Below are 24,652 nucleotides of genomic sequence, written 5' to 3'. Positions count from 1 at the left end.
GGTTGGGGCAGGGGATCAGGGCGGGTCCAGTATCTCGCGCAATTTTAGTGCCAGCTGCTCGCGATGATAGGGTTTGCTGATCAACTGCACGCCTTTATCCAGGCGACCATTGTGAATAATGGCGTTTTCACTGTAGCCTGAAGTAAACAATACTTTCATATCGGGATGGATGCTAAGCGCCTGCTCGCTAAGTTGTCGACCATTGATACCTCCCGGCATCACAACATCGGTAAATAACAGTTCAATATCCTTGTGCTGTAGCAGGATATCTAATGCCTCCGCGCCGGACCGGGCAGCTGTGACCCGGTAACCGAGGCTTTCCAGCAGATTGGTGACATAGGTCCTCACCTGATCGTCATCCTCAACCGCCAGAATATGTTCTGATCCGCCTCTGGGCTCAATCTCCCGCGTTGCTTCATGGGGCTCCACGTCTGTTGCGGCCGCACGTGGAAAATAGAGTCTGATTGTGGTGCCTTCATTTTCTTCAGAATAAATCCTGGCATGCCCACCGGATTGTTTGACAAAGCCATACACCATACTGAGGCCGAGACCACTGCCTTTGCCCATCACTTTGGTGGTAAAAAATGGGTCGAAGGCCTGGCTGACAATATCGGCAGGCATGCCGGAGCCACTGTCGGATACCGATACCTGCACATAGTCACCGGCGATCACATCCACTTGGTCCTGCGTATAGGCCTCATCCAGCAGCGTATTAGCTGTCTCTATCAACAACCTGCCGCCCTCTGGCATGGCATCCCGTGCATTGATGGCCAGATTGAGCAGTGCCACTTCCAGTTGGCCAGGATCAATCTCGGTAGTCCAGAGCTCTCTGGTATCGACAAACGTCAATTCAATATCTTCGTTGAGAGCTCGCTTTAGTAATCCCAGAGTGTCGGTAACCAGTTTATTGATATCCACCCGCCTGGGTTGTAATGCCTGGCGACGGGCAAAGGCGAGCAAGCGGTTGGTGAGCTCCGCTCCCCGCTCCGCCGCTGTGACAGACATTTCTGCCAACCGCTGTAGGTCGGGTTGATCGCCGAGCTGCTCCTGCATGAATTCGGCATTGCCCAATATTACCGTGAGCAGATTGTTGAAATCGTGGGCAATGCCACCGGTGAGGTGGCCGACCGCTTCCAGCTTTTGTGACTGGCGCAGCCGTTCATCCATTTCCCGCAGTTCGGTGACATCCACCATGCTGCCGACCATGCGTATGGCTTTGCCTGTTGAATCCCGAGTGATAAAGCCCCGATCCACCACGGACTGCGCCTTGCCATTGGCATGGATAAACCGGTATTCCCCCTGCCAGGTGAGTCCACCGCTGTTAAAAACGGCATAGAGTTCTGTGAGCAGGGCATTGCGATCATCCGGATGAATATGTTCAACCCAGAATTCCAGGCCGTGATTGATCTGTGCAGGGTCGTGACCGAACATGGTTTTCAGGTTTTCGTTCCACCACAGGCTGTCCTCAACAAGGTCCCAGTCCCAGATCACATCGTTGGTGGCTTTGGAGACCAGTTGGAATCGTTCGTCACTCTGCCTGACAGCCTGCTCAGCCATTTTCCGGTCAGTAATATCCCGCTCTACTGCAACCCAGTGGGTAAACCAGCCGGTTTCGTCCGCCAGTGGGACAATGTCCATTTCCAGCCAGAACTCATCACCACTTTTGGTGTAGTTGATTAGTTCAGCACGCACGGGCTGCCAAAGGGTAAGGGCCTCCCGAATGCGATCCAGCTCTGCCCGCTGGGTTTTTGGCCCCTGCAGCAGGCGCGGTGTTTTGCCGATGACCTCCTCCCGGCTATACCCGGTGTGCCGCTCGAAGGCATCGTTGACATAGATGATTCTGGGCCCCTCGGGTTCATCCAGAGGTCTTGCTTCAGTGATCAGTAAAATGTCATTTTGCCGGGAGATGGCGGATTCCAGCAGTCGCAGGTGTTGCTCTCTGGCTCGCTCCTGGGTGACATCCTGAAAATAGATGGCGAGTCCTTCGATCGAGGGGTAGGCCTTTACCCGCAACCAGATATTCAGTTCGCTGTAACGTTCGGTAAACGTACGTGTCGTCTGTGTTGTAAGGGCCGCTTCATACTCGGTGCGGAAAGCAGAATCCGCGGCAGCCGGAAAGCACTCCCAGGCGTTATTGCCAATCAGTGCATCCCGGCGCTTGTTGAGAATTCGGCAAAATTCGTTGTTGACGAAGGTGAAATTGAAGTCCCTGTCGAGGGTGAAGAAGCCATCGCTCATACTCTCCAGGGTCTGCTCCAACTGACTGGACAGGGTTTTTGATTGCTCGCGGGCGTTGATGTGGTCGGTAATGTCCTGTAGCGCTCCACGCACGGCACAAATATTCCCATCGACATTGTATTCAGCTTCACCGGTATTGCGCACCCAAATGGGTCTGCCTGTGGCAGTGGTTTTTGCCATCACTTCGCTAAAGGGTTCCCCTCGGGTTGCACAGGCATCAAAAACACGCTGAAAACGATTGCGATATTCCGGGGTATAAAAATTGACGACATCCTGGAATGTAAGTTGAAATTGCTGCCCGACATCGTGGATGTCGGCGATCTCTCTGGACCAGGTCATGATCTTTCTCTCAAGATCGAAACGCCAACCCCCCAGACGCGCGGCCTCTCCGGCAATCCGTTGCAGGCTGGTGGCCTCGGCCAGACGGTTGTCGGCCAGAACCTGATCGGTAATATTCTGCACCACACCGGTGAGCACTCGTCCGTCGGCAGTATTGGCCAGCTCACCCATGCCCTGAACATACATAATGCTGCCGTCCGGTTTGGGAATCCTGTGGCGAAATTGCAACGGTGTATCGGGTTTTTCCAGAAAACTGTTCAGCTCGTCGACCAGACCCTGTCGGTCATCCGGGTGCATCAATTGCAGGTAGGCATCGAAGCAGTGGCCAAAGTCCTCGGGAGCAATATCGTACATGTCGTAGATATCGTCAGACCAGCTGAGCACATCGCTGTCGAGATTGAGTTTCCATATCCCCAGCTTCAGTAACCGTTTGGCCGTACGCAGGCTGGCCTCCTGTTCCTGCAGGCGGCTGTTGGCCATTTTCAATTCGCGGGATCGCAGCAGGATGTCCAGCTCCAATCGAGCCTCGTCGTGCTCCTCCATGTCAGTGGCTCGCTGGGATGCCAGGCGACCCTCAGCTGAGTAGACAAAGTCAGTGACATCCTCGGTTCTGAGGATAATGAATATAATTTGACCATCGGCCCCTTTAAGGGGGGTGTGCACGCAACTCCAGAAGTGTTCGGCGAAGCCGCCGCCCTGGTCTTCCGGACGAGGGATAGGGTAGCGCTGAACCGGCAGAATATCCGACATGCCGGTCTCTTTGACCTGTTCCAGCGAGGCCCGAAGATTCCGGACACCGTCTGCCTTGCTGTCGTCGGGGTCATCGGGGAAAACATCGAACATTAGACGGCCCTTGATGTCCTGCCGCCGGGTACCGGTGGCCTTGAGATAGGCATCACTGGCGGCGACAATCCTGAATTCATCGGGGGTCATGACCAGAAATTGCCCGGGCGCCGCTTCGAACAGGGATTGAAACAGGTTGGCCGAGGTCTCGGCTTCCTGCCGCAAATCCTGCTCCCGCTTCAGATGGTCGGCTTTATCTGCTTGCAGCGCCAGTAACTGGGTGACATCCCGGGCGGAGACCAGTTCGGCTTTTGTGCCGTCATAGTCCAGGGTGTGCGCGGTGATGGCCACTGAAATAATTTCCCCGGACTTGAGGCAGTGGCGCCAGATACCTGCGTCATTAAACCCTGCAGCCGGGTTTGCGAGGTTTTCGTGTAATTTGGCAACATCTTCCGTCGGTCGAATATCCTCAATGGTCATGGCGAGGAATTCGTCGCGGGAATAGCCGTATTTGGCGATGGCGGCATGGTTTACGTCAAGGAAGCGCAGGGTTTCCCTGTCATAGATCCACATCGGATCGGGGTGACATTCGAAGAGAATGTCCTCCGGGATATGCATCAACAGCCTCCGTCAATTACCGGCGGGTTTGCCAGCCACGAGAGGGTGTCGTCCGGTGACATCGGGCGTGCAATAAAATACCCCTGAGCTGAGTCGCAACCAATCTCGGCGAGAAAGGACAGTGTCCACTGATCTTCCACGCCTTCGGCGGTCACCAGTAGCCCCAGTGCCCTGGCCAGACCCACAATCGCCGCTGCAATTTTTTGTGATTCCTCGGACTGTGGTGCCGAGATGATAAACATTTTGTCAATTTTCATTTCCGAGAACGGCAATCGGGCCAGCTGAATCAGGGATGAGTAGCCCACCCCGAAATCATCAATCGATAAGCTGAACCCCTTGATGCGAAATTGGGTAAGAAACTCCAGCATCATGATCGGGTTTTCCATGCTGCTGCTTTCGGTAATCTCAAGCACAATCTGGTGAGGGTCCAGTCCCAGTTCCTGACACTGGGTCATCAGCCACTCGGATAGGCCGGCGTCAGCTATTACCCTGACGGACATGTTCAGGGCGATGGTGGTATTGGTGCCACGAAACGATTCGGCAAACCAGCGAAGAGCTTGGCCAAATACCTGCCGGGTCAGCTCGCCGATCAGACCGGTATCTTCAGCCAGCGGAATGAAGCGGTCAGGCAAAATGATGCCGATATCGGGATGGTGCCACCGGGCCAGCGCTTCAAAGCCTATACATTTTTCAGTGGCGCAGGAGACTTTGGGCTGGTAATAGACGCCTATTTGCTGCTCAGCCAGGCCCGCGGTGAGGGTCTGCCGGGTAACCTGGAATTCCTGTGGCCGGTTTTCGGGAGCCTTTAGGGGAGGCTGGTGGGTCTTGTCACTGAGCAGCTCGCGGAGTCGGTTGGGGGTAAAGGGCTTACCCAGCACCCCCGAGACATTGAGACCATTCTCTGCGGCGGCTCGACCCGCAGCCTCCAGCACCCTGTTTCCCAGACCGCTGGCAACGATCACGACGCCATCAAAGGCGATATCGGCCAGACGTTTCAGTATCTCGACACCATCCACTTCCGGCATGGCGAGATCAACTATCAGGTGTGAAGGGGCCCAATCTGCAACCAGGTGAAGAAACTCATCGGCACTGGTGGTGGCGCGGGCATCGTGACCGGCGCCTTTGGCAATGGTGCAGATGGTAAAGCTGACGTCGGCATCATCATCGAGTACCAACAGCCGTTTATCGGGGGGGCCTAATGTCATTACCAGACCTTAATTATTTGTAGGTTTGTCTGGCGGAGAGACCTGTCTGGCCAGAAAGATAATCCGTGATCAAATCCAACATAGTTCCAGCATGCGGTATTGTGAGGGTTGTTTCAAGCCCGCTTGAAAGGCCCCCAGTTTCCAGAGATACGATGGTTGTTGACCGCAGGATGACTGTCGGTTTCCTGGGGTTGAGGTAATCGTGATTCATCATGTGTTGTCCTGCTGTGTCAGTACCCGTCGCAGGCACTGGGCAAGTTCAGCGCGGTGGTAAGGTTTTCTGATGAGGTTGGTGTTGTCTTGCAGCCCGTCGCCTTCATCGTCGTGGCCGGCAAATCCAGTGGTGAACAGTATTTTCAGGTAGGGGCATTGCTCACTGGCCAGTTGGGCCAGTTGTCTGCCGCCCATGCCGGGCATGCGCAAATCGGTGAACAGCAGGTCAACCGCATTGCCTTTGCGCAACAGGTCGAGTGCCTGCTGGCCATCAGTTGCCGTGATGACCTGATAGCCCAGGGATTCCAGTTGATGTTTGGCGACACTCCGAACCAGGTGGTCGTCCTCCACCAGCAGGATCCATTCGTTGCCGCCGATCTTTTCAGATGGTTTCTCGTCAACCTGCAGCGGTATCGGTGGCTGGTCGGAGACAGGCAGATAGAGGAGGAAGGTGCTGCCTTCCCCCGGCTTTGAGTGGACGCTGATTTGTCCGCCAGACTGATTGATGAACCCGTGTACCATCGCCAAACCCAGCCCTGTTCCCCCTCCCTGTTCTGTAGAGGTGAAGAAAGGCTCAAACAGCCGATCCACAAGCTCGGGGGCTATACCGGTGCCCGTATCGGTGATTGATAACACGACATATTGGCCACGACTCAAATCCAGCTCGGTTGAATCGCTCGTCTGAGTGGTACGTGTTGAGATGGTCAGGCTGCCGCCCAGTGGCATGGCATCGCGTCCGTTGACACACAGGTTCAGCAATGCGTGCTCCAGTTCCGAAGGATCCACATAGACTGCCGGTAGCCGGGAATCGAGCTCCAGTGCGATTACAATATTGCTGCCCAGCGTTCGCTGCAGCAGCGGTTCGATACCGAGCACCAGTTGATTCAGGTTCACGGCCCTTGGGGTGAGGCTCTGTTGTCGGGCAAATGCCAGTAGGCGATGGGTCAGATCTGCTCCACGTTCAGCAGCCTCTGTGATCATACTTGCCAGCTTTTGATGGTCGGGATGGTCGTGCAGCGAGTCTTCCAGAATTTGCGCGTTACCCATGACCACAGTAAGCAGGTTATTGAAATCATGGGCGACCCCGCCGGTCAACATACCCAGCGCCTCCAGCCGTTGTGCCCGGTGAAGTTGTTTTTCCATTGTGATGCGGTTTGTTATATCGGTCATGCCACCGACCATCCGGATGACAGTGCCGTTGTCATCGCGAATCAGATGACCTCGATCCTCCACCTGAGCCCAATGACCATCTGCACACCTGAAACGATAGCTGGCGGACCAATGATTGTTGCCATTTTGGGAAATGGCCAGTCGGCGTCCGGCCAGCACCTCCTCCCGATCGTCGGGGTGAATCAGCGCAGCCCAGGTGGCGTCGTCAGGTTGTGAGTCGGCGCGACGGTGGCCAAAGAGCTGTGTGAAACCATCATTCCACCAGCGATTGTCACTGAGCATATCCCAGTCCCAGGCGGCATCACTGGTGGCCTGGGCCAATAGCCGGAATCGCTCCACGCTGACCCGAAGCGCCGCTTCCGTGGCTTCCCGGCGGGCAATGTCCTTCTGTAAGGCCCGGTTGGCGATTTCCAATTGACGGGATTTTTCTTCCAGTTTGCGAACCAGTGTCTGGTTATAGGTCTTCAGAATTGTGTTTTCATCGAGGCCGACAGGACTGGTCGCAATAGGTTTGGCGATATGGGGTTGATCCTGTATCTGCCACAGGACTTTGAGAAAAGCTTCAGGCTCGGCGGACTTGAGGATAAAGGCATCGGCACCCAAATCCAGGGCCAGCTCACGGTCACTTTCCTCGGTGTAGGTAGCGGTGTAGATGATGAATGGGATATGCGAGAGGCGGGAGTCGGACTTCCATTGCTGGAGAAGCGTGTAACCGTCCATGATGGGCATCAACAGATCAGAAACAATCATGTCGGGAGGGGTATTGCGTGCCTTCTCCAGTGCTTCGTTGCCCTGGCTGGCGGTATCGACCTGATAACCGTGGCTGATGAGCAGCGTCTCCAGGTAATAGAGGTTTTCCTCCCGGTCATCAACAATGAGAATCCGCGACATCAGCTGCTTTCCATATCCGGAGACTGCCAGCAGACACTTTCCACCTCATCAACAAAAGTATCGGGGTCGATGGGCTTTTCGATATAACCGCTACAGCCCGCTGCCAGTGCTTTCTCTCGATCACCTGCCATGGCATGGGAGGTCACTGCGATAATGGGGATATTGCCCACTGACTCGACCTCGCGCAGGGTTGCCGCCACGTCATACCCATGCATGGTCGGTAATTGTATATCCAGCAGAATCAGGTCGGGCAACAGCGCCTTGGCCAGTGCAATGCCTGCCGGTCCGTCGGTGGCCGATCTGACGCGGTGACCCCGGTGTTCCAGTAAAAAAGTCAGCAGGTAGCGATTGAGCTCATTGTCTTCAATGACCAGAATATCGAGGCGGGGTTCTTTCATGATAGCTCCAGTGGCAATATCACGGTAAATTCACTGCCCTGTGACCATTGACTGTCGACCTTGATTGCGCCGCCGAGTAGGTTGGTCAGGCGGCCGCAGATCGCCAATCCCAACCCGGTGCCGTCGTGTTGACGGGTGAGGCCACTGTCGACCTGGTTGAAGGGTTTGAATAACTGCTCTATATCTTCCGGTCGGATACCAATGCCGGTATCGGTGACCCGGAATCGAACAGCAGGTACCGGCTGCTTGCCACGAAGTGATATTCTGTTGTTTGCACTGTCGACCGCAGTGGTAGGAATCCATGCCGGTTCCAACTCCACATGCAACGCGACACTGCCCTGGTCCGTGAACTTAATGGCGTTGTTCAGCAGATTCAGCAAAATCTGTTCAACCCGTCGACGATCACTGCACATGGTGGATAAACCCTCTGCGATATCCCTGTGAAGAGACAGGCCTTTCCTCTCTGCCAATGGTTTGACACTCCCGATCACCTGATCGATTGCGTCGGTCAGGACAAAAGACTCCCGGCGGACCTGTAACTGCCCGGCTTCGATTTTGGAGATATCCAACACGTCGTTGATCAGGTCCAGCAAGTGGCGGGCACTGCTGCGGACCATGCCCAGTTGTTTTTTCTGTTCCCGGGTAATGGGCCCAGCCATTCCCTGCAGGATAATGCCGGTAAAACCGATGATTGAGTTGAGTGGAGTCCGCAACTCGTGGGACATGGTGGCCAGAAATGATGACTTTAATTGATCGGCAGTTTCAGCACGGTTGGCGACCAATTCCAGTTCATTGGTGCGAGCCCTGACCCTTTTTTCCAGGCTCTGATTCAATGCCTTGAGGTCGGCATAGGCTTTCTCCAGAGCACCGAAAGCCCACCAGATCAGTATCAGTAATAACAGGGAGGTGACCAGGACAAATCCGATCCCTTTGTACACGCTCCAGCGACTGAATGTTTCGGTATCGGCAGCCAATGCCATCAGTGCGTGGTCAGAGGCATAGATCCACAAGCTGGCCACAATCGCATAGACAGCGGTGATCAGCAGTGCGCGGCAACGCAGTGACCATTTTTTTCCCGGATCGAAGGAAGGCGGGAGAACGGTATTTTGACCCTGTTCGTCGTCGGGCCTGTTGGTGCTCATGGGGCAACCCCGGAAATTGGATTGGTTCCGACTCTCGGTATTTCCCGTTTATTCGATGGTGCAGTCAAGTCGGGCAACATGGCCGTCCTTCCTGTCAGCGTGGCAGTTCCTTATCTCAAGTCTGCAATACCAATTTAATACATGGACAATTATTGCGGGCTGTTTTTATAAGTATGACCACTGCAGAATAGGCCCAGAGTGGTTGGTGGGTCAATCCTTGCCCTGACGATAGTGAGCTCGCTCGTCGCTGTGTTCGAGTTGCAGTATCGCCGACCCCTGATGTCAGCCCAATGCGCCGGGTTTTTTAGTGTTAACCGACAAACGTCTGGCAAAGTCATTTAGACTATCACCCCCCGCTGAGCCGGCCATGTTCTTTGGTTGACGCCCGGGCACTTTTATTCTGTAACCGTTTTTATTTTTGTAACTATTGGGACGCTATGACTGCTGCATTATCGATCCACAATTTGCACAAACAGTATGACAATGGCTTTGAGGCGCTCAAGGGCATCGACCTTGACGTTCAACCCGGCGATTTTTTTGCGCTACTCGGGCCTAACGGTGCCGGTAAGTCCACCACCATCGGCATCATCTGTTCTCTGGTGAGAAAAACGGCAGGTGAGATAGCTATTTTCGGGACGGATATCGACAGGAACTTCTCCCTGGCCAAGCAGTATATCGGCGTGGTTCCACAGGAATTCAACTTCAATCAGTTTGAAAAGGTCATTGATATTGTCAAAACCCAGGCGGGCTATTTCGGGTTGCCACCAAAGCTTGCGGGGGAGCGCACCGAGAAATATCTGAGGCAGCTGGGGCTCTGGGAAAAACGCCATCAGCGCTCCCGGATGCTCTCTGGTGGCATGAAGCGACGACTGATGATTGCCAGGGCGCTGGTTCACGAGCCGCGGCTGTTGGTGCTGGACGAGCCCACGGCCGGTGTGGATATCGAGTTGCGCCGCTCCATGTGGCAGTTTCTCAAGGCGATTAATGCCAGCGGCACCACGATCATATTGACCACGCATTACCTGGAGGAGGCAGAGAGTCTCTGCCGCAATGTGGCGATCATTGATCAGGGTAAAATCATCCACAATACCTCCATAAAGCAGTTGTTGCGGCAGCTCAACAAGGAGGTGTTTGTGCTGGATACCCGCGAGGCCCTGACAGGGATGCCGACCATTGAGGGTTATCCGGGGCAACTGATTGATGAGCACAGTTTCGAGGTTGAAGTGGTGAAGGGGAAATCGCTGAATAAATTGTTTGCCAGTCTCAGCGAGCGGGATATTCATGTGACCAGCATGCGCAACAAGGCCAACCGGCTGGAGGAGCTGTTTGTTTCCCTGGTGGAGCCGCACAGGAATGAAACGGCGGAGGCACAGTTATGAATGCCGGTCAGCAATGGGTGGCGTTTACCACCATCCTGGTGAAGGAAGTCCGCCGTTTTATGCGCATCTGGCAGCAGACCCTGCTGCCGCCTGCGATTACGATTGCCCTGTATTTTGTAATCTTTGGCAAATTGATAGGGCCGCGTATCGGTGAGATGTCCGGTTTCACCTATATCGAGTTTGTGGTGCCGGGGCTGATCATGATGTCGGTGATCACCAATGCCTATGGCAATGTGGTGTCTTCTTTTTTTGGCACCAAGTTCCAGCGCAGTATTGAAGAATTACTGGTGTCGCCGGTTCCCAACTACATTATTCTGCTGGGTTATGTCATCGGTGGTGTGGCCCGCGGTCTGGCTGTGGGGGTGATTGTGACGCTGCTGTCCCTGTTTTTTACCGATCTGCAGGTCAGTCATCTGGGTGTAACGGTCGCCATTGTGTTTTTAACCGCAGTCCTGTTCGCGCTGGCGGGGTTTATCAACGCGGTTTTTGCCAACAGCTTTGATGATATTTCCATTATTCCGACCTTTGTGTTGACGCCGCTCACCTACCTGGGCGGTGTGTTTTACTCCATCAGCATGTTGCCGCCTTTCTGGCAGGCGGTGTCGCTGGCCAATCCGGTGCTCTATATGGTCAACACCTTCCGGTACGGTCTGTTGGGCGTCTCGGATATTAATGTGGCATGGGCCTTTGTCATGGTGACGGGTTTCTGCGCCCTGCTGTTTTTCTTCTCGCTGTTCCTGCTGGAGCGGGGCAAACGATTGCGCAGTTGAGGTGTGCCGTGACTGAGAAAAAATTATTGCTGGGGGCCGACACTGACTATCCCGCCAGCTACAGTCCGCAGTTATTGCACTCGATTCCCCGGAAAGAGGGTAGGCAGACACTGGGTATTCTGGGCGCCGAGCCTTTTTTTGGCGTGGATCTCTGGACCGCCTATGAGGTCTCCTGGCTGGATATGCGGGGCAAACCCGTGGTGGCGGTGGCAGAGCTATCGATACCGGGCAGCACGGTCAATCTGGTTGAATCAAAATCCCTGAAACTCTATCTCAACTCGCTGAATCAGGAACGCTATCGCTCCGTGGAAGAGGTGACCCGGATCATTGAGCGCGACGTCAGTGCCTGTGTGGTGGGGCCGATACTGGTGGGGATCCACCCCGGCGACAGTTATCGTCACATGGGACTCGGCTCGCTGCCCGGTATTTGCCTGGATGACCTGCCGGTGGAGGTGGATACCTATGCCCCCGATCCTTCGCTGCTCGGTCTGGCAGATGGGCACACAATCGTCAGCGAGTCGCTCTACAGCCATTTGTTGAAAACCAATTGCCCGGTCACCGGGCAGCCCGATTGGGCCAGTATTCTGATTCGTTACAGTGGTCCTGCAATCGACCGCGAAGGGTTGTTGCGCTATCTGGTTTCTTTTCGCAATCATCAGGATTTTCACGAGCAGTGTGTGGAACGCATTTTTACCGAAATCAGGGAGTTGTGTCAGCCGGATACACTGGAGGTCTACGCCCGCTACACCCGTCGCGGTGGGCTGGAGATCAATCCCTATCGCAGCAGCGTGCAATCCGATCCGCCCAGGCTGCGCCTGTCGAGGCAGTAAGGATGGGTGCCAGGTATCAGTGGTTTTTCTTGTTTTTCAGTTGGGCGGCGGCTTCGATCAGGGACTTCATGATTCGATCCCGGTCGTAGTGGCGGATTCTGTCCATATCCATATAGAAAGAAAAGCCGTCTGTCATGTGCTCGAAGTAGCTCTGGTCACTTCCCATATTTTTGCGGAAGTCCACCACAGAATAAATTCGTACCGCCTGTTGATAGCCCTTGACCTGAATATCGCCCTTGTCGCGGCACATGATCTGGTCTTTCACCAGTGAGTAGGTCTCGTGTGAAATCAGGATCTCGCCGGGTTCTGCGGCGGACTCCAGTCGGCTGGCCAGATTCACCTCGGTGCCGAGCAGGGTGTAGTCCAGCCGGTTCTCCGTGCCAAAGTTGCCCACGGCGCAGTAGCCGGTATTCAGGCCCATACGTATTTCCATGGGTGTTTCTATGCCCTGACTGGCCCAGCGACGTTGCAATTCCTTCATGTGTTTTTTCATGGCAATGGCCATTGATACTGCGGCCGTACAGTCGGCCTTCACGCCATTACTGGTGGGGTCGCCAAAGAAAACCATAATGGCGTCGCCGATAAACTTGTCGATAGTGCCGCCGTGCTGCAGGGCAATTTGTGACATTTCGGACAGGTAGTTGTTCAGCAGGCTGGTCAGCACATCGCCTTCAAGTTCTTCGGCCAGTTCGCTGAAACCCTTGATGTCTGAAAAAAATACGGTCAGTTTTTTTCGGTGGGTTTCCAGCTTGACATCTTTGCCCGACTGGATGGCCTTCAGCAGGGTTGGGGAGAGGTATTTTGACAGGCGGTAATTCCTCAGTTTCAGTTGAACCTGTGTTTTTTCCAGCTCTTTCTGTTTCTCTCCCAAGGTTGCGATTTCTCTGGAACTACTGGCGCCGTAAATACAGATATATATCCCCAGCGCCAACAGTGGTGGCAGACTGGTCAGGATGTCTACCGAAAGTGTCCACTGGGGAAATTTCAGGAGTGCGGTTATTGCAATGCCGAGCAACAGCGCCAGGTTATCATTGCGTAATTTCCTGAAACCGCCACCAATGATTCCGTTGAACTGCAGCGTAATAATCAGCAGCAGAGCGGGCAAAAGGCTCAGGTCGATCAGGCAGATCAGGCCACCGAGCAGCAGCGCATCAATAAAGGATAAAACCGTCCCGACGCCGGACCGTGATGAGGGAGAGACGCGCTGCAATACAAAATGGGAAGACAGAATATAGCCAATGGTCACCAGCAGAGGCAACGTGACAATCAGCTCATGCTCCAGTCCACGATGGAACGTGAGTAGCGATAAAATACCGGCAAAACCTACCAGAAGGCGGAACAGGCTCTGGTAATGTAAAATGCGGTTTGTCTCTTTAAGACTGTTTGGCGTCATCCTGTAAGATAATGTTCCCGGTACAGTGAGTCAGTGCGCGTCATTACACGATGTCTGATCGAAAATGTCCATGACCCAGCAAAGTGGACACAGCAGTAAGGAAAAAAAATGGATGCATTGCAGGCCCTTCACCAGCGCGTATCAGTACCCAGATTGTCCGAGCCCGCGCCGAAAGGTGACATTCTGGCGAATATTCAGCGAGCGGCGTTTCGTGCTGCCGATCATGCAAGAATGCGCCCCTGGCGTTTTCTTATCGTTGAGGGCGAAGGGCGCCAGGCGCTCGGGGAACTGTTTGTTCGTTCAGAGGAACAGCGGGGTGCCGAACTCAGTGACAAAGCGCGGCAGCGTATTGCCGAGCGCCCCCTGCGCGCGCCGATGGTCATGGTCGTGATAGCAAGCCCGAAAGAAAATCCCAAGGTCCCGGAAATTGAGCAGTGGCTATCCGCCGGTGCGGCTGCTCAAAATATGATTACTGCCGCTTATGCGCAGGGTGTCGGTGCGGTCTGGCGAACTGGCGACTACGCCTATGACCCCAGCGTTATGGCAGGGCTGGGGCTCAGCGATGCCGAAAGTATCATCGGCTTCCTGTATCTAGGAACTGTCCAGATTGCGCCGCCCGAGGCCCCTGAAACAGCTATTGATGATTACTTCCAGAGCTGGCCCTGACAATTGCTTTTTCCGGGTTGCTTGTGTACAGTTCCGCTCCTCAAAATCCTGCGCCAACTGATCCACAGACGGGCAGATACCCTGAACTTTGGGCTGGTAAGCGGAAATTTTTCAAGCTGAAATAAAAAAATTACTGGGGTCCAAGTAGCTGACTCGGAGCTTTAGCAGAGAGGGCACCCTCTAGGGTGACAACGAGCACTTAGGCGTGCGGTCTCGGAGTTAAGTTAGGCTTGTTAAAGCTTAGATGACAAAATTTGGTGAGGTGTCCGAGTGGTTGAAGGAGCACGCCTGGAAAGCGTGTATACGTTAATAGCGTATCGAGGGTTCGAATCCCTCTCTCACCGCCACAAATAAAAAACCCGGCCTTGTGCCGGGTTTTTTATTTGTCCGTGACGGGAGATCTGAATGAGACCCCCTGTTCGACAAAACGGCAACGCCGTTTTGGGCGCCGGTGCTCGCAACGGCGCGGAAAAACCCGGAACCGCGCAGCGGTGAGCCAATCTCTCCACGGGATTACTGCGGTCTTTACTTGGAATTTGGCCCTGTGATGGGTTTTTATTTACCCGCACTTTTTTAATTTCTACATGATGAGGAATAAATGTCTTTCCTGAATTTTGACTTGTCGCTCTCTGTTGTCCGTCATACCCTGTGTGCATTCATGCAATAGCGAACAGGCACTCAACAATGCAAAGCCCGCTAGGTTATTACGACCAGATAAAGAGTTTTTTGGAAAACCGGTTATGGCGTGCCGATATTGAATCGATGGCGCTACCCCAGCGCTATGGTTATAAATTTGTCAGGTTTCTTTTTGTTCTGATGCGCGAGTTTGCCAATGGGCAACTCAATTTGCGCGCCATGAGTCTTGTGTACACCACTCTGTTGTCGATGGTGCCACTATTAGCGGTCAGTTTTTCCGTGCTGAAGGCCTTTGGCGTGCATAACCAGATTGAACCATTGTTGTTGAATCTGGTGCAGCCCTTGGGGGAGAAGGGCAACGAAATCGTGGTGAACCTGCTCGGGTTCGTCGAGAACATGAAGGTGGGCGTGCTGGGCTCTGTGGGGTTGGCGTTACTGCTATATACCGTGGTTTCCCTGATCCAGAAGGTTGAAAGTTCGTTCAATTATGTCTGGCATGCCAAGTCCACCCGCCCATTTTCGCGTCGCTTCAGCGACTACCTGAGTGTCATTATGGTGGGGCCGGTGCTGATGTTTTCTGCCATCGGGATGACTGCTTCTCTGATGAATAGCGATGTGGTTCAGGCACTGGTCAGCATTGAACCATTTGGCAGTATCATGCTGGTGGTGACCAAGTTGATCCCCTTCCTGCTGATCATCATGGCCTTCACCTTTGTTTATATGTTTATGCCGAATACCCGGGTGAAGTTTACGGCGGCGCTGGTGGGTGCGGTGGTGGGCGGTGCCCTCTGGCAGAGCACGGGCCTGGTGTTTGCCGAATTCGCTTCATCCTCGACCAAGTACGCGGCCATTTATTCCGGCTTTGCCATTCTGGTGCTGTTCATGATCTGGCTTTACCTGAGCTGGTTTATTCTTCTGCTCGGTTCCCAGGTGGCCTATTACGTTCAGTATCCGGAGCAGATCAGGCTCAGTAATCAACGTGTACCACTGAGCGGAAGGCTGCGCGAGCAAACGGCGCTGCTGACCATATACTGGATAGCCCACCGTTTTGTTCGCCACAAAAAACCACTCTCGATCGAGGAGCTGTGCCAGTTACTGGCAATACCTGCCGAGCGTGTGACGGAGACTGTGCAGATGTTAATGGATCGGGAGCTGGTGGTTGAAACCAATGACGAGCCCAGCACCTATGTGCTGCAATCTGATCCGGCTAATATGACGGTGGCTGAATTTCTTCAGATTGTGCGTAGACCCAACGATGAGCAGTCGATGATGAACGATCAGATTCAATCAGTGGGGGGGGTCGACGAAGTCATGGCACAGTTGGAGTCATCGGTTGGTGAAAAACTGGCGGGGTTGACGTTGCGTAAACTGGTGGATGACGGGAAGCCGGATTAGCTGGCGTTCGGATTTAACTAAAAAAGGCCCCGAACGGGGCCTTTGTAATTGCCGGCAATAAATATTCAGGCACTGGCGCTTGGCCGTGCAGATACTTCATCGTACCAGCGCAGGCTGTTACGGTTGCCGTCGGGGATAGTGATATCTACCCATTTGGCAAAGTCCACTGCACAGACGGCGGTGATGTCGACCATTGTGAAACGGTCTCCCATGATAAATTTGTTACCGCCCTCCAGGTATTTTTCCAGCGAAATGAAAAAGCGCTTGAGGGTCTGAGTGCCGCGTTCCACCAGACCGGGTATGGCAGGTGATGGCACACCGGGCAGGCTGCGGTAGGCGAAACTGTCGTTTTCTAGCTTGTTGCGAAACACTTCGGAGGTGGCGATCATTCCCTCAAATTCCATTTTGCGCTGCATGCATGCAATCTGCGCACGCTCTACCGGCGTAGTTCCCAGTAGGGGTGGATCTGGATGCAATTCTTCAAGATAGCGACATATGGCCATGGCTTCATCGAAGCGGGTGCCATCGTCCAGTTCCAGGACAGGCAATAGACCGCGAGGGTTAATCGCAAGAAAAGAATCCTTCAGGTTTTCGCCACCGAGAATGTCGATTTCCACCTTGGGGATGTCCAGGCCTTTTTCGGCGATAAACATTCTGGCTCGTCTTGGGTTTGGCGCGACAGCACAGTCATACAGTTTCATCAGTTTTCTACCTCAGTTTTTATTAATTCTTATTGGTCGAATTTGTTATCTACACATTTTTGGGCGCAGATAGCGTTTTGGCCGCTGGGCCAAATTTATCTTGACCAACCGGTTTATATTCCACCGAAACCATAACGACAAAAACGGATTTTTTCAAACTGTGATGTTGCGGGTGCCAGACAATGGGTTGCTGTCAATAATTCAATCAGTGAAACAACCGACCCAGAATGGCCGGGATCGCCGTTTCCACCCGCAAAATACGGCTGCCCAGGGTGACGGGTTGAAATCCCGCTTCGCAGAGTTTGTCGATTTCGTAGTCGATAAATCCACCCTCTGGCCCGACCGCCAGTGTTACCGGGGATGAAAGCGGGCCTACCGGGCAAGGGGTGCCACTGCCTGGGTGGGCGACCAGAGCCAGACTGTCCGCCATGATGGCCGACAGTTCATCTTCCACTAAAGGCTTGAATCGGGGTCTGATCAGCACCTGGGGAAGCTGTGTATCACAGCCCTGTTCGAGGCCGAGTAACAGCTGTTCGCGAATGGCTTCTGGTGCCAGCCAGGGACTCTGCCAGTAGCTTTTCTCCACCCGCCAACTGTTGACCAGATACAGCTGTTTAACGCCCATGGTGGCGACCGTCTGCAGAATGCGTCGGAGCATTTTTGGTCGGGGCATGGCCAGTAAGAGTGTGACTGGCAGTGCCGGCGGCGGGGGTTGACTCAATACCACTGCCAGCTCTGCCGTCTGAGGGGTGAGCCTGAGCACCGTTGCCTCTCCGATCCGGCCATTTACCAGCCCGGCCCTGAGGCTGGTTCCTTCGCTGACCCTTTGCACTTCCAGCAGATGCTGCAGGCGCCGCCCGCCGAGCGTGACCTTTGAATCGGAGATGAAATCTGCGGGTTCCAGCAGCAATAAATTCATGGGGATATCCAGATGTTGTGAGCGAGATGTGGACCCGTTCAAAGCCCCGTGCCGGGGAATTATAGGCCGTTGAGTACTGCAAAGGACATGCTGTGTTGTGCATCCTGTGTGGAAAAAAGCGCGGCAACCCGTCTATTTCACTTTTGCTCCGGTTTGTGCTGAACTGAAACCTGTTTTGTCCAGACAATTTTCAGGTGAAGTCTTTGGCATTCCGGCGATCCATACGTAAAAAATGCTGGCGCTACTGCCGTCAAAAGTGTCGCCGGCATCCTGTGATCAGGCCAGCGGCGCTGTTGATTTTTTTTGTGTCGGTTTCGGGTTGCGCGCTGTTTGCTGCGGCGCCGCCCGCAAAGCAAAGTAATATCTGTGAGATTTTCAGACAGGAACCCGCTTGGTATGACCATGCCAGAGATGCTCAGGAAAAATGGGGCACGCCCATTGCTACCCAGATGGCCTTTATTCATCAGGAGTCTTCGTTTCGAAGCCACGCAAAGCCCCCACGGGATCGGTTGCTGGGGTTCATTCCGTGGTTTCGGTCTTCATCTGCCTACGGCTATGCCCAGGCGCAGGATCCGGTCTGGGGTGAATACGAGGAGGACGTTGGCGGTCTACTGACCCGCCGTACCCACATGAAATATGCCACGGACTTCATCGGTTGGTATAACCGCCGCAGTCACGAGCGATTGGGTATTTCCCTGTACAACCCGGAGCACCTGTACCTGGCTTATCATGAAGGACCGACCGGTTACCGTCGGGGTTACCATCGCAACAAGCCTCAGGTGTTGCGATCGGCCGTCAAAGTCAGTGGCCTCGCCAGTCGATATCAGACACAACTGGCGGGTTGTGAGTCGGAATTCCGCTGCAGACACTTCTGGCAGATATGGCCATTCTGTCGCGGTTGAGCGGTCGTGTGGTTTCGTAATACCTGGATTCTGCCAGCAGACCTGATGTCAGGAAATATTTGTCCCTTAAAAGATATGGCGCCCCGGGCAGGATTCGAACCTGCGACCTGCCCCTTAGGAGGGGGCTGCGCTATCCAGCTGTGCCACCGGGGCTTATTGGGTGTATAGAGAGCTGGCACCTCGCTTCGCTGGGCGGCAATTCTAGTTTTTTCAATGGATTAGAGCAAGCTCGAAAAGCTGTTGGCCGGGGTATGGATTGCAAAGTTTGCATTGCATGCGAAAGGTTTAACTCCATTTAGGTTGTAGATTCGAATCTTTTTATCCCCCTGTTGTCCACGAAAGCAGGTCGGAATGGGGACCTTCAACGTTGACCACAGCACGCTTATTCTTTAAAAGATCGCAGCCTTCGTTCAACCTGTCTGATCATTATGTGCCCTTTTTAACAGTAACTCAGGAGAGTCAGTTTGAGCCAAAAGAAAAGCCTTTTTAGCGACGCACAATCGCGGATGGCGGATATTTTTGACCGACTGGATGTTCACTGTGACGTTCGTCGCCAACTCGAGCAGCCCAAATGCATTCATCAGGCGGCGATCCCAGTCCGTATGGACGATGGCAGTTTGCGAGTCTTTCCGGGTTGGCGTGTTCAGTATGATCAGAGTCGCGGACCGGGCAAAGGCGGAGTACGCTTTCATCCCAATGTGGATGCCGATGAAGTCACGGCCTTGAGCTTCTGGATGGTATTGAAGTGTGCCCTGGTCAATCTGCCATTCGGGGGTGCGAAGGGCGGTGTGCAGGTGGACCCGAAATCGCTTTCCCGGATGGAACTGGAACGGCTTTCCCGAGGCTACATCCGCGCCTTTTACGATGTCATCGGGCCGGATCGCGATGTTCCGGCACCGGATGTCAACACGAACGAAATCGTTATGGGTTGGATGGTGGATGAGTACTCCGAAATCAGCCGCGAGAAAGTGCCTGCCATTATTACCGGCAAGCCTCCAGAAATGGGAGGCTCTGCAGGGCGCACTGCAGCGACCGGTCGCGGCGCTCTGCTGGTACTGGAAACCTGGGCCAGACGCAAAGGAAAACGACCTGAGGACACGACCATTGCCGTGCAGGGCTTCGGCAATGCCGGCTATCACTTCGCTCGTCTGGCGCACGAAGCGGGTTACCGGATAGTGGCGCTGTCTGATTCAAAAGGCGCAATTAATACCAACATGGCTCTGGACCCGGAACCCATCTGGCGGCACAAGAACGAAACGCGTGAGCTCAAGGGTATGGTCTACTGCGAATCGTCTGTGTGCACCGAGAGCGATGTCGGCCAGATCAGCCAGGAGGCTCTGCTGGCGTTGGATGTTGATGTGCTGGTACTGGCTGCACTGGAGAATGCTATTACGACTGACAATGTGGGCCAGGTGCGCGCCGGCGCCATTCTGGAAATCGCCAATGGCCCGGTGACGGCCAAAGCGGACGCAAGCCTGGCCGAAAAAAAAGTCACGGTATTACCGGATGTTCTGGCCAATGCAGGGGGCGTGATCGTCAGTTATCTGGAATGGGTACAGAACCGTACTGGCGATTATTGGTCAGAAAGTTACATCAACGAACGCTTGGCGGATCAGCTTGTGAATCAGGCTGAGCTGTGCTTCGACCGGGCGGATGAAATGGATGTCAGTTACCGGGTTGCTGCTTATCTGCAAAGCGTCGAACGCATTGTCTCGGCCATCGCCAGTCGCGGCACCCAACAGTATTTTATCGGTGAGTGAAGCATTGTTTGGCAGGCGCTTCATCTTTTGGCCGTGTTTTCTTGCAGAAATCTGAGCGTGGTTTCACGGTAGGACTGGTCGCGGTAGGTGCCGATGTGTGGTGTGTCGGTGTGCACTGTTTCAATGGTGCTCTCGCTCCCGCTGCGCAGTTGTCTGACCAGATCGCGGGTGTGCCGCTGGGGGATGACAACATCGTTTTCACTACTGAAAATCAATAGTGGAAGGTGGGGCCATTTATCCGCCACCCGTTCGGGGCTGTATTGGTCGTCGATGAGCCAGGATAAAGGGTACTGGAGTGGCCAGGTCAACCAGAATTCCGAAAATTTTTCCCGCCCAATCCGGCGGTAACTGGCGAAAGGGGTGTCGAGAATGACCGCCTTGAGGCCGTCGACGGAGTGCTTCGACAAATAGTAACTGCTCAGACTGGCGCCAATACTCTGCCCGAGCCAGAAGGCCGGGATACCTTGGCTCTGGCTGCGATGCTCAAGCCAGTCAGCGGCACTGGATAAATCGTTGAATACGCCGGGCAGAGAGGCAGCTCCCTCTGAGTGGCCGAAACCGCGGTAGTCTAGCAAGAGCAGTTCGTAGCCGGACTCTGCGAGCCAGGCGACACTGTGGATATGCGTGCTGATATTTTCGGCGTTGCCGTGCAGTACCAGGATGACGCCTTTGGGCACGGATGGCGGCAGCAGATGCCAGGCGTGCACCCGGATATCGTCACGGGTAGTCAGGAAGACGTCCCGATACTGGATACCCAGTATGTCCGGGGTGAGGCGCAAACGCTCCTGCGGGTAAAAGAACATGCCGCTGCAGGCCGTAAGTAGCGAAACTGAGAGCGAAAGGATCAGCGCCCATCGACAACTGCGTTGAATTCTTTTCAGAAACGCCATTCCAGTCCCAGTCGCTGTTGGTGAAACCAGTTGCCCTCTGTGGTGGTGGCGGACAGTTGGCCAACCAGGGACAGGTTTAATCCCAGGTGATAGCTGACCTCCCAGTTCAACCGATGGTAGTGGTGATCATATCCCGCCACCGCCTCGTTCAGTTGTAGGGAAAGATGTTGTTGCCAGTTTTCTCCCCGAAACAACCAGCCACCGTGTAACCCAAGGCTTGCCGCGTAGTTGGAGGGCAGGTTGTGCTGGTGCTGAAGTTGGCTTTCGGCAAGCAGATAGATCTGGTGCTGCCCGGCGAGACGATAGCTGTGGCCTATGCCGACATTCAGGGTGGGAACCAGTGGGTCGTCGCCGTCTGCCAGGTATTTTCTGTAAAGCCCGGCATCCACCCGCCATGAGAGGGGTTTGAAAAAAGCGTCGCGGGGCGTCAGTGATGTGATATTGAGGCCGGTAAAACGCTCCAGCCGCAAGGTGCCCGTTTCCCTTAAGGCCAGGTCGGTTTCGAGAAATTTGATCTGTGCGCCTTCCGGGTACCCGGCAGGAGGATCGAGCAGGTCATGGTAGGCTGGACGGATGCGTAACAAAGTGTATTCCACGTCCTCATTCTGTCCCCGGCTGAGCGCGACCTGGAAGGTCCGGTGGCCCTCATCGTCGCGGACAGTCGGCGCGGGTGGTGCCCGATACGGCGAGGGGGCAGCAATTTCACTGCGTTTTTTCAGCAATTCCAGAGAGGCGTCGGCCACCGACGACCGGGGGAGTTGCTGTTGTTGAGCCTGGTAGCGCTGCAGATCGAAGGCCACCTCCAGAGCACCAGCCGTGATCGCTGGATGGTCCTCATCATGGTGCTGTTCCTGGAGTATGTTACTGGGGTCTGCCAGAGCCAGGGTGAGGGGATGGAGGGATACAGGCAGCTGTTCGATTTTGTATTTCAGCTCGGTGGCCATTGACGGACGGTAGCGTACCTTGGCTACCAGATTTCCGGCGACAATGCTGCGAAGCGTGTCCGAGGGGATGGCGTATGTCGAAAACTGTTGTGTCAATTGCAGGCTCGGGCGCGCTACGTCCAGAAGTGTGAGAATGCGATAGGCGCAGTTCTCGTCAAAGAAAAAATAGTCGAAGTGAGCCGGTAACAGCTCCCAGGTATGGAGTAGCAGGCGGTGAATTTCCTCAGCGTTCAGGTTGAGCCGGTATTCCCAGATGTCGCGGTTTTCCACCTCGCTGTATTCTTTCACTTTCTGGTAGTAGGGCATCACCGATATGACGCCGGGGTATCCGCCGAACAGGCCGCGGTAGGCGTAAATCAGTTCCGGATCATCGTGATTCACATTCGCGGCAAAGTTGATGGTCTGTGCCAGCAGGCGGTTTTCGTCGCGCTGGTTTTTCTGGTCCACCCGAAGAAACAGGTGGCCGAACATGGACGATGGGCTGTTCAGATAAGCCGCAGGAAAGATCAGACTGATATGTTCGGGCTCGAATTTTTGCAGCCATTGATTGAGTTCCGGGCAGTGGCCCTCGCCAATGGACAGGGTGTCGATCAGGCCCTGGCTCTGCAACCACTGTGCTCTGGCCGGGAAGCGGCACTGCAAATCAGGTTTCTGTTCAAAGTCCCGAATATTGGCCAACAGTTCGTCTTCCGGGTCAACTTTGCCGCGGTCGCTGAGGAAAAAGTCTTCACTGTCCACTTCGGATCGCAGGGCGCCGTCCCAGTCACTGCGTTGGTATTGCAGCAGAGCCAGCCATTGTGAATCTCTGGACAGGGCAGCGATATTGTCAGGTGCTCCAATCACCGGTGCTATCTGTAAAAAAAGTAGCAGGGTGAGGAGTGTCTTCAATCTGTGATTCATCCATGAATCCTATGGATGTCTGGGAATGAACATGGACAGGTTGATCTGTCCTGAAGGGGGTGGGTGCCCGGCAGTCAATGACCGCCGGGCCAGGTTTTTATACGTATTTGGCCAGTGTCTTGTCGTTGGCCATGAGAGAGACCATGGTCTCGACGATCTGTTCGCTGGTGACGTCGCTATTCGGATAAAGGGTATTGAAGTTGTCGTGCATGACGCGCTTGAAGGTGGGCACGTCCCGGGACTCAATTCCCATGACTGAAGCGACAGTGGAAAGAATTTCCCCGTCACCTTTGGCAATGTCGTTTGAGAGGCGATCCATATTGTGGAACACCACGGCGTTGCTGCCAGTGTAGTTGATAGTTCTGGATGTATCGCAGCCATTGGTGCCAGACGTCATACCGAAGGTATTGTTGCCAGAAGTGCCATTGGTTGTCGCAGCCACAACGTGGGAGGCGACACCGGATTGGCCTTTGAATAGCATGGAACCCCAGCCGCAGCCGGGACCGGTGTCACTGGCCATGGCAAATGAACTGGCGGTTAACATCACTAGGCCGGTCAGAATTGGTCGCATCATAAATAAATTCCTTATATTGATTAGAAACTGCTTCATTACAGGCATTGCGAGTATAAGGGAGTATGGGCGGTTTTGTCAGTGATCGCGCCAGAAGTTGCCAAGCACTTCGCAAGATTGTTGGTCTATCTCTGGCGAGTACAGTATTCCCTGAAAATATTTCAGTTCACAGCAGTTAAACAGGCCATTTTGCCGGATAATGGCGGCTATGATTCAGGATAGAAATTTTGACGACCTTGCCGAACGCTTTCAACGCAAGGTCTACGGCGGTCTGAAAGGCGAGATTCGTCTGGCGGTGCTGTGGCGGGATCTGGAACAGTATCTGCCACAGATTCATGGTGCCGAGCCGTTAACCGTGCTGGATGTGGGTGCCGGTCTCGGTCAGCTGGCCATTCGCCTGGCCAGTCTGGGTCACAGAGTGGTCGTCAATGACGTGTCCGCAGAGATGCTGTCCGTGGCGCAGGTGGCTGCCCGACAGGCCGGTGTCTATGAGCAGATCACCTGGCACCACTGCCCGTTTCAGGCATTGGTGGAACAGCAGCCGGGCCGATTCGATCTGGTGTTGTGTCACGCGGTAGTGGAGTGGCTGGCCAGGCCGGAATTATTGCTGCCGCAGTTGCAAGGCTTCCTGGCCCCGGAAGGGTGCCTGTCCTTTACCTACTACAACCGGCATTCCTTTGAATATCGCAATTTGCTGCGAGGCAATTTCAACCTGCTGAAAAGGGACAGGTTCGTCCCCGATACAGGCAGTCTCACGCCGGTCAATTCGCTTTATCCCGAACAGGTCAAACAGTGGGTGAATGATGCCGGTCTGGCGGAGATGGCAGCTACCGGTGTACGGGTCTTTCACGATTATGTGACGAATCCCCGCGGTGGTAATACCGTTACCGAAGCAGTGATAGAGATGGAATTGGCCTACTCCCGACGGGATCCCTACCGGTGGTTGGGGCGCTATATTCATCTGTTGCTGGCCCATGGGCGGCAAAGGGCCTGTTAACA

General features: G+C 54.4%; 19 protein-coding genes and 2 tRNA genes. 9 read left to right on the top strand and 12 right to left on the bottom strand.

The genetic code is table 11. From position 1 onward, the window contains the following. Positions 1 to 15: 15 nt before the first annotated feature. From U740_RS11930 to U740_RS11090, 5 genes are all read right to left on the bottom strand, one after another. A complete protein-coding gene (locus U740_RS11930; protein WP_051921512.1) occupies positions 16 to 3,978 on the bottom strand; it encodes a PAS domain S-box protein in 3,963 nt (1,320 codons plus the stop codon). After that, the gene (locus U740_RS11110) at positions 3,978 to 5,183 is read right to left on the bottom strand and encodes an EAL domain-containing response regulator (RefSeq protein ID WP_051921508.1); all 1,206 of its coding nucleotides are present in this window, start codon (positions 5,181 to 5,183) and stop codon (positions 3,978 to 3,980) included. Before U740_RS11110 ends, U740_RS11930 begins: the two co-directional genes overlap by 1 nt. A 210-nt stretch (positions 5,184 to 5,393) precedes the next feature. Continuing rightward, positions 5,394 to 7,457 carry a hybrid sensor histidine kinase/response regulator gene (locus U740_RS11100; protein ID WP_051921507.1) on the bottom strand — a complete coding sequence of 688 codons (2,064 nt, stop codon included), beginning with the start codon at positions 7,455 to 7,457 and terminating at the stop codon, positions 5,394 to 5,396. Beyond that, positions 7,457 to 7,855, bottom strand: a complete 399-nt coding sequence (locus tag U740_RS11095; protein ID WP_036860770.1) for a response regulator — start codon at positions 7,853 to 7,855, stop codon at positions 7,457 to 7,459. The genes U740_RS11100 and U740_RS11095 overlap by 1 nt, the downstream gene beginning before the upstream one ends. After that, positions 7,852 to 8,997 (bottom strand): sensor histidine kinase, encoded by a 1,146-nt coding sequence (locus U740_RS11090; protein WP_051921506.1) that lies wholly within the window; start codon positions 8,995 to 8,997, stop codon positions 7,852 to 7,854. Before U740_RS11090 ends, U740_RS11095 begins: the two co-directional genes overlap by 4 nt. Before the next feature lie 437 nt (positions 8,998 to 9,434). Between U740_RS11090 and U740_RS11085 the strand changes: the two genes are divergently transcribed. Genes U740_RS11085 through queF form a run of 3 tightly spaced genes read left to right on the top strand, consistent with a single transcriptional unit; the run spans position 9,435 to position 11,976 of the window. Continuing rightward, a complete protein-coding gene (locus U740_RS11085; RefSeq protein ID WP_036860769.1) occupies positions 9,435 to 10,376 on the top strand; it encodes an ABC transporter ATP-binding protein in 942 nt (313 codons plus the stop codon). After that, positions 10,373 to 11,146, top strand: a complete 774-nt coding sequence (locus U740_RS11080) for an ABC transporter permease (RefSeq protein WP_036860768.1) — start codon at positions 10,373 to 10,375, stop codon at positions 11,144 to 11,146. Before U740_RS11085 ends, U740_RS11080 begins: the two co-directional genes overlap by 4 nt. A gap of 8 nt (positions 11,147 to 11,154) precedes the next feature. Beyond that, entirely contained in the window at positions 11,155 to 11,976 is an 822-nt protein-coding gene (gene queF, locus U740_RS11075; RefSeq protein WP_235189863.1) for an NADPH-dependent 7-cyano-7-deazaguanine reductase QueF, read from the top strand. Between the two features lie 16 nt (positions 11,977 to 11,992). Here queF and U740_RS11070 read toward each other — a convergent pair whose 3' ends face one another. Further along, on the bottom strand, positions 11,993 to 13,369 hold the full coding sequence (locus U740_RS11070) for an adenylate/guanylate cyclase domain-containing protein (RefSeq protein WP_036860764.1): 1,377 nt from the start codon (positions 13,367 to 13,369) through the stop codon (positions 11,993 to 11,995). 108 nt (positions 13,370 to 13,477) lie between these two features. Between U740_RS11070 and U740_RS11065 the strand changes: the two genes are divergently transcribed. From U740_RS11065 to U740_RS11055, 3 genes are all read left to right on the top strand, one after another. After that, a complete protein-coding gene (locus U740_RS11065) occupies positions 13,478 to 14,035 on the top strand; it encodes a nitroreductase family protein (RefSeq protein ID WP_036860763.1) in 558 nt (185 codons plus the stop codon). Between the two features lie 256 nt (positions 14,036 to 14,291). Next, positions 14,292 to 14,382 (top strand) — tRNA-Ser (locus U740_RS11060). Between the two features lie 337 nt (positions 14,383 to 14,719). Continuing rightward, positions 14,720 to 16,066 (top strand): YihY/virulence factor BrkB family protein, encoded by a 1,347-nt coding sequence (locus U740_RS11055; protein WP_036860762.1) that lies wholly within the window; start codon positions 14,720 to 14,722, stop codon positions 16,064 to 16,066. Between the two features lie 65 nt (positions 16,067 to 16,131). Here U740_RS11055 and U740_RS11050 read toward each other — a convergent pair whose 3' ends face one another. Next, positions 16,132 to 16,767 (bottom strand): glutathione S-transferase family protein, encoded by a 636-nt coding sequence (locus tag U740_RS11050; protein WP_036860760.1) that lies wholly within the window; start codon positions 16,765 to 16,767, stop codon positions 16,132 to 16,134. A gap of 205 nt (positions 16,768 to 16,972) precedes the next feature. Then, complete coding sequence (locus tag U740_RS11045) at positions 16,973 to 17,686, bottom strand: 16S rRNA (uracil(1498)-N(3))-methyltransferase (protein ID WP_036860758.1); 714 nt, start codon at positions 17,684 to 17,686, stop codon at positions 16,973 to 16,975. A gap of 203 nt (positions 17,687 to 17,889) precedes the next feature. Here U740_RS11045 and U740_RS11040 point away from each other — a divergent pair, with 203 nt between their 5' ends. Further along, positions 17,890 to 18,588 (top strand): transglycosylase SLT domain-containing protein, encoded by a 699-nt coding sequence (locus tag U740_RS11040; RefSeq protein ID WP_200877080.1) that lies wholly within the window; start codon positions 17,890 to 17,892, stop codon positions 18,586 to 18,588. Between the two features lie 76 nt (positions 18,589 to 18,664). Here the strand turns inward: U740_RS11040 and U740_RS11035 are convergent. Beyond that, a tRNA-Arg gene (locus tag U740_RS11035) sits at positions 18,665 to 18,741 on the bottom strand. Positions 18,742 to 19,052: 311 nt separating this feature from the next. Between U740_RS11035 and U740_RS11030 the strand changes: the two genes are divergently transcribed. Next, complete coding sequence (locus U740_RS11030) at positions 19,053 to 20,348, top strand: Glu/Leu/Phe/Val family dehydrogenase (protein ID WP_036860756.1); 1,296 nt, start codon at positions 19,053 to 19,055, stop codon at positions 20,346 to 20,348. Positions 20,349 to 20,368: 20 nt separating this feature from the next. Here the strand turns inward: U740_RS11030 and U740_RS11025 are convergent, their stop codons facing one another. The 3 genes from U740_RS11025 to U740_RS11015 form a co-directional block, all read right to left on the bottom strand. After that, complete coding sequence (locus tag U740_RS11025) at positions 20,369 to 21,238, bottom strand: alpha/beta hydrolase (RefSeq protein ID WP_051921500.1); 870 nt, start codon at positions 21,236 to 21,238, stop codon at positions 20,369 to 20,371. After that, complete coding sequence (locus U740_RS11020; RefSeq protein WP_051921498.1) at positions 21,226 to 23,082, bottom strand: Lnb N-terminal periplasmic domain-containing protein; 1,857 nt, start codon at positions 23,080 to 23,082, stop codon at positions 21,226 to 21,228. Before U740_RS11020 ends, U740_RS11025 begins: the two co-directional genes overlap by 13 nt. Before the next feature lie 97 nt (positions 23,083 to 23,179). Beyond that, positions 23,180 to 23,656, bottom strand: a complete 477-nt coding sequence (locus U740_RS11015) for a DUF3015 domain-containing protein (RefSeq protein WP_235189862.1) — start codon at positions 23,654 to 23,656, stop codon at positions 23,180 to 23,182. A gap of 205 nt (positions 23,657 to 23,861) precedes the next feature. On the opposite strand from U740_RS11015, the gene U740_RS11010 reads away from it, so the two are divergent. Next, on the top strand, positions 23,862 to 24,650 hold the full coding sequence (locus tag U740_RS11010) for a methyltransferase domain-containing protein (RefSeq protein ID WP_235189861.1): 789 nt from the start codon (positions 23,862 to 23,864) through the stop codon (positions 24,648 to 24,650). The last annotated feature ends 2 nt before the right edge of the window (positions 24,651 to 24,652 follow it).

This window comes from Porticoccus hydrocarbonoclasticus MCTG13d, from assembly GCF_000744735.1.
GTDB classification, from domain to species: domain Bacteria; phylum Pseudomonadota; class Gammaproteobacteria; order Pseudomonadales; family Porticoccaceae; genus Porticoccus; species Porticoccus hydrocarbonoclasticus.
This window is presented reverse-complemented; position numbering and strand designations above follow the sequence as displayed.